At 43.3% G+C, this 11,974-nt stretch carries 4 protein-coding genes; all 4 read left to right on the top strand.

All coding sequences use genetic code 11. The features are described from left to right. Positions 1-193: 193 nt before the first annotated feature. The 4 genes from ACO052_RS19330 (at position 194) to ACO052_RS19315 (ending at position 11,973) form a co-directional block, all read left to right on the top strand. Positions 194-514 carry a hypothetical protein gene (locus tag ACO052_RS19330; protein ID WP_422105443.1) on the top strand — a complete coding sequence of 107 codons (321 nt, stop codon included), beginning with the start codon at positions 194-196 and terminating at the stop codon, positions 512-514. Positions 515-527: 13 nt separating this feature from the next. Beyond that, positions 528-9,356 carry a BspA family leucine-rich repeat surface protein gene (locus ACO052_RS19325; protein ID WP_422105442.1) on the top strand — a complete coding sequence of 2,943 codons (8,829 nt, stop codon included), beginning with the start codon at positions 528-530 and terminating at the stop codon, positions 9,354-9,356. A 241-nt stretch (positions 9,357-9,597) separates the two neighbouring features. After that, positions 9,598-9,777, top strand: a complete 180-nt coding sequence (locus ACO052_RS19320) for a hypothetical protein (RefSeq protein WP_422105441.1) — start codon at positions 9,598-9,600, stop codon at positions 9,775-9,777. Between the two features lie 24 nt (positions 9,778-9,801). Beyond that, positions 9,802-11,973 (top strand): T9SS type A sorting domain-containing protein, encoded by a 2,172-nt coding sequence (locus ACO052_RS19315; protein WP_422105440.1) that lies wholly within the window; start codon positions 9,802-9,804, stop codon positions 11,971-11,973. Position 11,974 lies beyond the last annotated feature (1 nt).

Here is an 11,974-nt window from a genome sequence, read left to right as displayed (position 1 = left end):
AGTAAAGGGGCAAGTATCCGATAGCTTTGACAACCGCTTTATCAATATGATAAAGCGGTTTCTCATTTGTATAAAACGTGTTAAATAAGTAATACTACTTATATAATAGGTGTTATTAAGTATTTAATGGATTATACAGTAGTTATAGCTTTAAGGGTAATCTTTAATGCCCCTCTTTATGATAAAACCCCTTATGATGAAGCCTACTGCAATTTCTATTATCAGTACCTATGCTTTGTGTATGTTCCGATCCTGGGCACAAACCGGTAAAACATCAGATTGTATTGATCAAACAGCTATGAATGGCTCCAATATGGGAGGCGGCCAATTCGCCCTTTACCTAACCTTTCTTTCTGATTGTGATAGGATATTTGGACGGTTTTGTGGTTCGGAACAGCAACCAATCTCCGAAGCCACAACCATTGAATTACCTAACATCGTCAACCTCAGTGCTAGAGTAGCCTATGACTTTGCCATAATATTTAGTTCTGAAGATAACTTCTGGTTGATTTAAAAATTAAAATCGTATGAAACTTTCAATTAACTCACTAATTATTGTTTGCTGCCTGTTTTTTGGGTTACAGCGCACACATGCACAGTGCGATGATACCAGTGATATTATTCAAAATGATACGGATTACGACCCGCTTGAGATGCAAGGTACTATGACTTTGAATAATGCTACCTTAAGTCCAATCACAGAAACAGATGCCTTTGGGCTTGTTCCAATTCTATTAATCGATAACGATGGAACGGATCCTGTGATAGGCACCTTTAATAACCTTCCCGAGGGCACTGGAATCGTTTTTGGAGACTTCGAAAGTATGATTAGTTATGTGGGTGGCGACGGCAACGATGTGGTCTTACGACCCGATGGGGTTGATCCAGTGGCCATTTGTCAAAACATCGCAGTACCTGTTGGTCTCAATGGAGTGACGGTCACGGGAGATCAAATTGACGGCGGTTCAACAGATGATGTAGGCATAGCAGAATTTCTGATTAATGGGGAACCTTCTGTAGCCTTCACCTATGAAGACCTTGGCGATAACCCGGTTACGCTTACCGTTGTTGATGCTATGGGAAATACCGCAGAATGCACGGCTACGGTAACCCTCACCATTGATGAAACGGAATCCTTTACCACCCAATGGGAAACGACCTCAAATAATGAAACGATTAGCATACCCACAGCAGGTACGGGATACAATTATGTCGTAGATTGGGGCGACGGGACCATTGCGACGGGTATTACAGGTAATGCTACGCATAGTTATGCTACTGCAGATACCTATACCGTCCGTGTTTTGGGGGATTTTCCACACATCTATTTTAATAATGGAGGAAATCGTTTAAAGCTCGTTGAAATACAACAATGGGGCGCCATTGCATGGGATTCTATGGAAAGCGCTTTCCGTGGGTGTGAGAATCTAATTATTTCTGCTACCGATGCACCTGATTTATCAAATGTCACCAATATGGAAAGGATGTTTCAGGCAGCAGGGAATAATATAGATATCAATCTATGGGCCGATATTTCACATTGGGATGTAAGCCATGTTGAGAATATGTCTTCGCTCTTCAGGGAATCCAATTTCAATCAAGATATCTCTTCTTGGACTGTTGATAGTGTATCGGACATGAAGCGCATGTTTCAGGCTAATTCGCAATTCAATCAAAATATTTCATCATGGAATGTAGGCAATGTGACCACTATGTATGGCATGTTTTTTGGCGCCTCAAGTTTCGATCAAGACCTTTCGATTTGGGATGTGAGCCAAGTACAAATTATGCGCGATATGTTTAGAAATGCCACTAGTTTTGATCAGGATTTAGGAGCTTGGGATATTTCAAGCTTACGATCTACTACAATGCTAGGTATGCTCTCTAATGTGGCATTGTCTACCGAAAATTATGATAGGACATTGATAGGCTGGGCCACTTTAGATGCTGGCGAAACTCAAATTCCGACAGGAGTCACATTCGATGGTGGTAATAGCCAATACTGTTTAGGGGAAGCCGCAAGAAATACCTTGACTGATCCTACAGGATTCAACTGGGCGATTACCGATGGTGGCTCAAATTGTACGGATGCATTCATAACCACTTGGGAAATCACTTCGGCCAATGAGAACATTTTGATAGGAACTGGAACCTACTACGCTGTAGATTGGGGGGATGGTACCATTGAATTTGGTGTTACAGATGAAGCCACACACGAATATGGACTACCAGGTACCTATACCGTTTCCATTATTGGAGATTTTACAAGACTCTTAATCCATGGAAAATCGAATGATATGCTCGAGATTCAAGAGGTTCAACAATGGGGAACTAGCGTTTGGGATTCATTTGCATCAGCTTTTCGTGGTTGTGTGAATTTGGATATAACCGCTACAGACATACCTAACCTTTCCAATGTTACGGACCTGCGCAAAATGTTTATCTATTGTACATCCCTTACAGGAAACGAATCCTTTAATCTATGGGATGTTTCAAATGTTGAAGGGATGGAATCGATGTTTTTAGGGGCTAGTAATTTCAATCAACCCTTAGACCTGTGGAATGTGGGGAATGTCACTTCCATGCTAGAGATGTTCAGTGGTGCTACTAGTTTTAATCAAGATCTGAGCGGTTGGGATGTAAGCAATGTAAGCGACATGAGATGGATGTTCGATGGCGCAACGGATTTTGACCAGGATTTAGGGAGTTGGGATATTTCCAGTTTAGCCATGGCAGATGGCATGTTTCTCAATGCGGGTTTATCAACAGAAAACTATGACAACACGTTGATTGCTTGGGCGACCTTAGATGCGGGTGCTGGCGAAACGCAAATACCTTCAAGCATCACTTTTGATGGAGGAAGCAGTCACTATTGTTTATCCCAAACACAGCGACAAGAATTAATGGATACCTATGGGTGGACCATCTCGGATGGAGGGAAATCTCCGGTTTGTTTTGATTCTGACAGTTTTGTAACCGTTTGGGAAACCACTTCGGATAACGAAAGTATCACCATCCCAACAACGGGTTCAGGATACAGCTACAATATAAGTTGGGGGGATGGCACAATTGATACTGGTTTTACGGGTGATGCGATACACCAATATGCTACGGCAGGGACCTATACCGTGTCTATTGTTGGTGATTTCCCAAGAATCTATTTCAACAATGGTGGTGATCGCTTTAAGATTCGAGGAGTTACGCAATGGGGAAGTACGGCCTGGACCAGTATGGAGTCGGCATTTACAGGTTGCGAGCATTTGGATATTACCGCTACCGATCTTCCGGATCTGTCTCAGGTGACGAATGCCTATAACATGCTGGCATTTTGTGTAGGCTTAGTGGGCGATTCGAGCTTCAATGCTTGGGACGTCTCCAATGTAGAAACTATGCAAGGAATGTTTGCAGGAGCCACGAACTTTAATCAAGATATTAGTAACTGGAATGTCTCGTATGTAGAAAGCATGAACGAAATGTTTTCTGAAGCCACAAATTTCAATCAAGATCTGAGCAGTTGGGATGTTAGCAATGTAGACGACATGAGATGGATGTTCGAAGGTGCTCAAAGCTTTAATCAACCATTAAGTAATTGGAATGTGGGGAATGTCACTTCCATGCGAGAGATGTTCAGTGGCGCTACTAGTTTTAATCAAGATCTGAGCGGTTGGGATGTTGGCAATGTAGTCGACATGATGCGGATGTTCGATGGCGCAACGGATTTTGACCAGGATTTAGGGAGTTGGGATATTTCCAGTTTAGCGGAGGCAGACGGCATGTTTATCAATGCGGGTTTATCAACAGAAAACTATGACAACACGTTGATTGCTTGGGCGACCTTAGATGCGGTTGCTGGCGAAACGCAAATACCTTCAAGCATCACTTTTGATGGAGGAAACAGTCACTATTGTTTGTCCCAAACACAGCGACAAGAATTAATAGATACCTATGGATGGACCATCTCGGATGGAGGGAAATCTTCGATTTGTTTTGATTCTGACAGTTTTGTAACCGCTTGGGAAACCACTTCGGATAACGAAAGTATCACCATCCCAACAACGGGTTCAGGATACAGCTACAATGTAAGTTGGGGGGATGGCACAATTGATACTGGTTTTACGGGTGATGCGATACACCAATATGCTACGGCAGGGACCTATACCGTGTCTATTGTTGGTAATTTCCCAAGAATCTATTTCAACAATGGTGGAGACCGTTTAAAGATTCAAGAAGTTACGCAATGGGGAAGTACGGCCTGGACCAGTATGGCGTCGGCATTTAGGGGTTGCGAGCATTTGGATATTACCGCTACCGATCTTCCGGATCTGTCTCAGGTGACGAATGCCTATAACATGCTGGCATTTTGTGTAGGCTTAGTGGGCGATTCGAGCTTCAATGCTTGGGACGTCTCCAATGTAGAAACTATGCAAGGAATGTTTGCGGGAGCCACGAACTTTAATCAAGATATTAGTAACTGGAATGTCTCGTATGTAGAAAGCATGAACGAAATGTTTTCTGAAGCCACAAATTTCAATCAAGATCTGAGCAGTTGGGATGTTAGCAATGTAGACGACATGAGATGGATGTTCGAAGGTGCTCAAAGCTTTAATCAACCATTAAGTAATTGGAATGTGGGGAATGTCACTTCCATGCGAGAGATGTTCAGTGGCGCTACTAGTTTTAATCAACCTCTAAACAATTGGGATGTTGGCAATGTAGGCGACATGAGATGGATGTTCGATGGGGCCATTGGTTTTGACCAGGATTTAGGGAGTTGGGATATTTCCAGTTTAACCGAGGCAGATGGCATGTTTATCAATGCGGGTTTGTCTACAGAAAACTATGACAACACCTTAATTGCTTGGGCGACCTTAGATGCGGTTGCTGGCGAAACGCAAATACCTTCAAGCATCACTTTTGATGGAGGAAGCAGTCAGTATTGTTTATCCCAAACACAGCGACAAGAATTAATGGATACCTATGGATGGAACATCTCGGATGGTGGAAAACCTTCGGTTTGTTTCAATTCTGATAGTTTTGTAACCGTTTGGGAGACCACTTCGGATAACGAAAGTATCACCATCCCAACAACGGGTTCAGGATACAGCTACAATGTAAGCTGGGGGGATGGCACAATTGATACAGGTTTTACAGGTGATGCCACGCATCAATATGCTACAGCAGGGACCTATACCGTGTCTATTGTTGGTAATTTCCCAAGAATCTATTTCAACAATGGTGGAGACCGTTTAAAGATTCGAGAAGTTACGCAATGGGGAAGTATAGCCTGGGCTAGTATGGCGTCGGCATTTATGGGTTGCGAGCATTTGGATATTACCGCTACCGATCTTCCGGATCTGTCTCAGGTGACGAATGTCTATAATATGCTGGCATCTTGTGTAGGCTTAGTGGGCAATTCGAGCTTCAATGCTTGGGACGTCACCAATGTAGAAACTATGCAAGGAATGTTTGCAGGAGCCACGAACTTTAATCAACCTCTAAACAATTGGGATGTTGGCAATGTAAGCGACATGAGATGGATGTTCGATGGGACCCTCAGTTTTGACCAGGATTTAGGGAGTTGGGATATTTCCAGTTTAGCCGAGGCAGATGGTATGTTTCTCAATGCGGGTTTATCAACAGAAAACTATGATAACACCTTAATTGGTTGGGTGACCTTAGATGCGGGTGCTGGCGAAACGCAAATACCTTCAAGCATCACTTTTGATGGAGGAAACAGCCACTATTGTTTATCCCAAACACAGCGACAAGAATTAATAGATACCTATGGATGGACCATCTCGGATGGAGGAAAACTTTCGGTTTGTTTCAATTCTGATAGTTTTGTAACCGTTTGGGAAACCACTTCGGATAACGAAAGTATCACCATCCCAACAACGGGTTCAGGATACAACTACAATGTAAGTTGGGGGGATGGCACAATTGATACTGGTTTTACGGGTGATGCAACACACCAATATGCCACGGCAGGGACCTATACCGTGTCTATTGTTGGTGATTTCCCAAGAATCTATTTCAACAATGATGGCGATCGTTTTAAGATTCGAGAAATTACACAATGGGGAAGTATAGCCTGGGCCAGTATGGAGTCGGCATTTAAGGGTTGCGGGGAAATGGATATTACCGCTACCGATGTTCCGGATCTGTCTCAGGTGACCAATGCCTATAACATGCTGACATCTTGTGTAAGCTTAGTGGGCAATTCGAGCTTCAATGCTTGGGACGTCTCCAATGTAGAAACTATGGAAGTCATGTTTGCAGGAGCCATTAACTTTAATCAAGACATTAGCAACTGGAATGTAACGGCGGTTGAGAGTATGGCGTATATGTTCATTGGGGCAAGCCTCTTCAATCAAGATCTGAGCGGTTGGGATGTTGGCAATGTACTCTACATGAATTGGATGTTCAGTGACGCTATTAGTTTTAATCAAGATCTGAGCGGTTGGGATGTTGGCAATGTAATCGACATGGGATGGATGTTCGATGACGCTACTAGTTTTAATCAAGATCTGAGCGGTTGGGATGTTAGCAATGTAAGCGACATGGCATGGATGTTCTATAACGCAACGGATTTTGACCAGAATTTAGGGCGTTGGGATATTTCCAGTTTAACCAGGGCAGATGGCATGTTTAGCAATGCGGGTTTATCAACAGAAAACTATGATAGTACATTAGTAGGGTGGGCGACGCTTGATGCAAGTGAAACACAAGTTCCATCCGGTATCACCTTTAATGGGGGAAACAGTCACTATTGTTTGTCTCAAACACAGCGACAAGAATTAATAGATACCTATGGCTGGAGCATTACCGATGGTGGTATAGATGCCGACTGTCCTAATGATAGCGATGCTTTTGTTACCGAATGGGTGACATCTACTGATAACGAAAGTATTACTGTTCCTACCAACGCCATATACACCTATAATTATGATATAGATTGGGGGGATGGTCATATTGATTGGAATGTTAATGGCGATGCCACGCACAGTTATACAACAGCAGGGACGTACAGGGTAAGGATCTTCGGAGAGTTTCCAGCCATCTATTTTAATGATGCGGTTTCACCTCCGGCTGAAAATTCACTAAGAATTCGAAGTGTTGAACAATGGGGGACCATACAATGGCAATCTATGGCAAATGCTTTTACGGGCTGCAGATTTATGGACGTCACCGCAACGGATATTCCAGACCTTTCTCAAGTGATAAGTATGAACAGTATGTTCTTTCACTGCAAATCTTTAATTGGGGATGCAAGTATTAATAATTGGGATGTGACAAACGTGATAGACATGTCTTGGATGTTTGCAGGTACTACTCCTTTTAATCAACCTTTGAGCAATTGGAATGTGTCTAACGTATCTAATATGGAATATATGTTTTTAAATGATACTAATTTTAATCAGCCCTTAAATGCTTGGAATGTGTCTAACGTATCTAATATGGCGTATATGTTTAGTCGAGCTGTTTTTAATCAGCCTTTGAATAATTGGGACGTGTCCAATGTATCCACAATGGAACGTATGTTTGATCGCTCTGTTAATTTTGATCAGGATTTAGGAGATTGGGATATTTCCAGTTTGACAAATGCTGAGGATATGTTTTTTAATACTGGATTATCGACAGCCAACTACGATAGTACTTTAATAGGATGGAACAATGATAGTAGCGGACTTCCCAACGATGGAATTGATGATATACCCTCTGGAATCACCTTTAAAGGAGGAAACAGTAACTATTGTTTGTCTCAAACACAGCGACAAGAATTAATAGATAGCTATGGCTGGAGCATTACAGATGGTGGTCTTGATTCAAGTTGTCCTACCGATATTTTTGTAGCCCCAAAAGTGTATTTACAAGGGGCGGCTGTAAATCCAAATGCAGGCGAGGAGACTTTGATGCGCGATGATTTTCGTGTCACTAACACAAGTGAAGTCATGATATCCCCATATGGGGATGCTGCTGCACCAGATGATCTACCCGGGTTTTTTAGTTATTCAGGTCCTGGTGCCTTCGTAGATTGGGTCTGGGTAGAACTGCGAGATAAGGATGACCCTTCAGTGGTCATAGCAGGGCAGTCTGGCATGTTGACGCGAAACGGTAATATTGTGGACCCTATGGATATAAGTTTGGCCGTACCACTAAATTTCTATGTACCGGCCGATGCCTATTATGTAGTGGTTAACCACCGCAACCATGTGGGGATTATGAGCAGTACGGCAGTAAGCTTGAGCGGTACCGTGACCGAAGTTGATCTGTCCTCAGATCCTTCCATGGTCGAAGGGGGCAGCAGTTCTGTAGTGCTGTTGGCTAATGGCAGTTACGGGATGTACACGGGCGACTATGATGCCAATGCGCAGATCCAGAACACGGATGCCTATGTGGTAGTACAACTCATTGGTGGTGCGGGCTATGAGGATGCCGATATGGATCTCAATACACAAATCCAGAACACGGATGTGAATGTACTGATCAGTCCCAACATTGGACGGGGAGAGCAGTTTGGTAGGCCTAGTGTCCCCACAGAGCAGTTATCGACCGATGTGACCTTGGCCTTTGCCGATGCACAGATCACCAATGATGGCGTTGATGACTACTACGAAGCCGATATTGTGATATCGGGCACAACGGACTTTTACGTGGGCTCTGGCCAGGTGTACCTGGACTATGCTACAGCGGCCTTTGGCGAGAATATATCCGCCAATGGGAACATAGAGTACAGCCAACCCGATGGGTCCATACTGGGTTATAGCTTTGGGGCCTTTTCACCGGCCTACAGGGATTTTATAGAGAACGACAACATCGTTTCAAGGGTATCACTGTCCTTTCAGCAAAACGTTGGCCTAACCGGACTGGAGACGGCACCGGAGCTGCAGATCACTTCGACACCAAAGGTGTTGTTCCATATCAAGATCCGCTATACGGATGTTAGTGAAGATGCAGGGATGTGTTTCTACAGCGATGGTATTTTTCAGGACCAGTTCTTTACGGCCTGTGGTGGTGCGGCCACGGCAGATTGTACCAACACACCAGGTGTACAGATCACTGACGATACCTATGACTGTTCAGAAGCGGGCGTAGGTACCTTAAGCATCGCAAGTTTTGAGACCGATCAAATTCTATTATACCCTAACCCGGTAGGCACGAGCTTTAGGATCAAGGGACTGGGCACGATGAGCCAAATACGGATTTACGACGTCAGCGGTAGGTTAATCGTAGAGCAGCCGCGTAATGATGAGAGCCCCATAGACATGAGGGCTTATCGTGATGGCGTATACCTTGTAAAGATTACCAGTGGCAGCGCTACAGTAATTAAACAATTGATTAAAAAATCCGAGTAATCCCTTTGTTTAAGTTAGGTAAGATTAAGTGGTATTGAAAAAAGGCTATTGGAAATATATTATGGGGTAAGTATCCGATAACCTTGACAACCGCTTTATCAATATTGATAAAGCGGTTTCTCATTTATAGCCAACTAAGACCTGTTAAATAAGTAATACTACTTATATAATAGGTATTCTTAAGTATTTAATGAGCCATACAGTGGTTATAGCTTTGTGAAGTAACTTTTTAATACCCCTTATGGTGAACTTCTGTAATTTCTATAATTGGTGCCTCTTTTTTGTGTATTCCGATACGAGTAACATCACAGCCTATGGGGCTGGATTAATAGCAGATACTTCAGTGCTCACGGTCGTGGGCACTGAAGCTATCATCAACAGGATGTCACTATGCAAGTCTATGATTAAAAAGAGCAATTAAACTTAACCTAATATGATATATACAATGAAAGCACTTAAATATGTTTTAATTCTGGCGATACTTTGGACTAATGTTATCCGTAGCCAGGATATTACGTTGACCTTCGCCAATGCAGAGATTACGAATGATGGCGTTGATGACTACTACGAAGCCGATATCATGATAGAGAGCACAACAGACTTTTATGTTGGCTCAGGGCAATTATACTTAGATTACAATATAACTGCTTTTGGGGAGTACATTTCGGCCAATAGTAATATGGAGTACAGCCAACCCGATGGATCGATTCTGGGTTTTAGCTTTGGTATGTTTTCACCGGCCTATAAAGATTTTGTTCAGAACGATAATACCAGCTCAAGAGTGTCCCTATCCTTTCAACAGAATATCGCTTTGGCAGGGTTGGAAACAGCACCTGTTATACAGATCACCTCTATTCCAAAAGTCTTACTACATATTAAAATGCGCTATGTCGATGCGAACGTGGCCCCCGGTATCTGCTTCTTTAGTGATGGGGTGTTTCAAGACCAGTTCATTACGGCCTGTGGTGGTACCGGTATTGCAGATTGTACCAATAATCCAGGGACTCAAATCACTAATGACACTTATGATTGTTCAGCTGCCACATTGAGTACTGCTTACACATATAATAACACATGGTCCCCATCAGACCCTAATGGGGTATCCACGGCTTCCGATAATATCAATATTGTTGCCGGCAATGCGACGCTATCATCCAATACGGATTGTGACAACATTAACATCAGTGCCGGTGCCGGTCTCACTGTAAATAGCGGTGTTACCCTTACGACAGCCTCAGGAATGGTATTGGAATCCACATCGACCAGTTATTCGAGTGTGATCTTGGACGGTACCTTAACCGGGACGGCCACTTACAGGCGCCATGTGAACCAAACAGCGTCATCAGGTGGCAACGACCTGATCTCACCGCCGGTCTCGGGTGAGACCTTCGACAACCTCTTGGCTTCGAACAGCAATATCGTTTCCAATGCCGGAAATACTTTATACCTGTTCGGACCTTTTGACAAAGCCTCGGCATCCTACATGACCTATGCCAATACCGAAACGGTAGCATTAACAGCAGGCTTAGGGTATAGAGCAGCAACAACCGATAATAGTACCTTGAGCTTTAGTGGAGGTATCAACCAGTCTGATGTGAACATACCGGTCGTAGATTCAGGTCCGAGTTTTAGTGCATGGAACCTGATCGGTAATCCCTATCCGAGTTATCTCAATGTACAGGATTTTCTGAACAATGCGACCAATGCGGCCCTATTGGACGAGACCAACGTAGGGATCTATGGTTATGACGGTGATGCCTCGGACGGTTGGGTGATCTATAATTTGAACACCACGGATGCCAATACAGTAATCGCTCCGGGACAGGGCTTTTTTGTAGCCGTAGAGGCCAATGGTTCCATAGCCTTTACACCGAGCATGAGACGACATGGTAGTGGTGACGATTTTATTTCGGGGAGAAACACCAATACCAACCAACATTTGAGATTACAATTGAACACGACCAATGATAGCGCACACACGGATTTTTATTTCAATACGAGTTCAACGGATGGTCTAGACCCGGGCTATGACGCTGCGGTCTTTGGCAATACGGCAGGTGATTTTGCGATATATTCACATTTATTGGAAGCTAACCAAGGTGTAGACTTGGCCATTCAATCCTTATTGGAGGATCGCTTAGCGGATGCTATAATTCCTTTAGGGATCAACACCGGTGCAGGGGAACAGTTAAGGATAAGTATAGCCAGCTCAAGCTTAGGGCAGGATGTCGATGTTTACCTTTTGGATACCCAAGAAAACACGGCGACCCATTTAAATACAGAAGATTTTGTAATCACTCCCATAGAGGATTTAATCGGTACGGGACGATTTTATATAGGGCTTAACCAACAGATCTTGGGGAATCCGGAAACCGATTTAAACCACCTTCAGATATATACGTTGAGTGATGTTGATCAATTGGTCATCAGGGGAGCCATTAACCAGCACACAAAGGCCAAATTATACGATATTAACGGTAGGATTGTACTGAGTAAGGCGATCGAAGTAGACCGTAATTATAACACTTTGGATACATCCAATCTACAGACAGGAGTATACATCATAGAATTGTTGCACAGTACAGCAACATATACACAAAAGGTAATCATTGATTAAT

It is taken from the genome of Winogradskyella sp. (assembly GCF_965228925.1).
Classification (GTDB): domain Bacteria; phylum Bacteroidota; class Bacteroidia; order Flavobacteriales; family Flavobacteriaceae; genus Winogradskyella.
This window is presented reverse-complemented; position numbering and strand designations above follow the sequence as displayed.

What these genes read in the sequence shown, in the direction of transcription:
- ACO052_RS19330 (WP_422105443.1), top strand. Translation starts at nt 194, where the DNA reads ATGATGAAGCCTACTGCAATTTCTATTATCAGTACCTATGCTTTGTGT.
- ACO052_RS19325 (WP_422105442.1), top strand. Translation starts at nt 528, where the DNA reads ATGAAACTTTCAATTAACTCACTAATTATTGTTTGCTGCCTGTTTTTT.
- ACO052_RS19315 (WP_422105440.1), top strand. Translation starts at nt 9,802, where the DNA reads ATGAAAGCACTTAAATATGTTTTAATTCTGGCGATACTTTGGACTAAT.
- ACO052_RS19320 (WP_422105441.1), top strand. Translation starts at nt 9,598, where the DNA reads ATGGTGAACTTCTGTAATTTCTATAATTGGTGCCTCTTTTTTGTGTAT.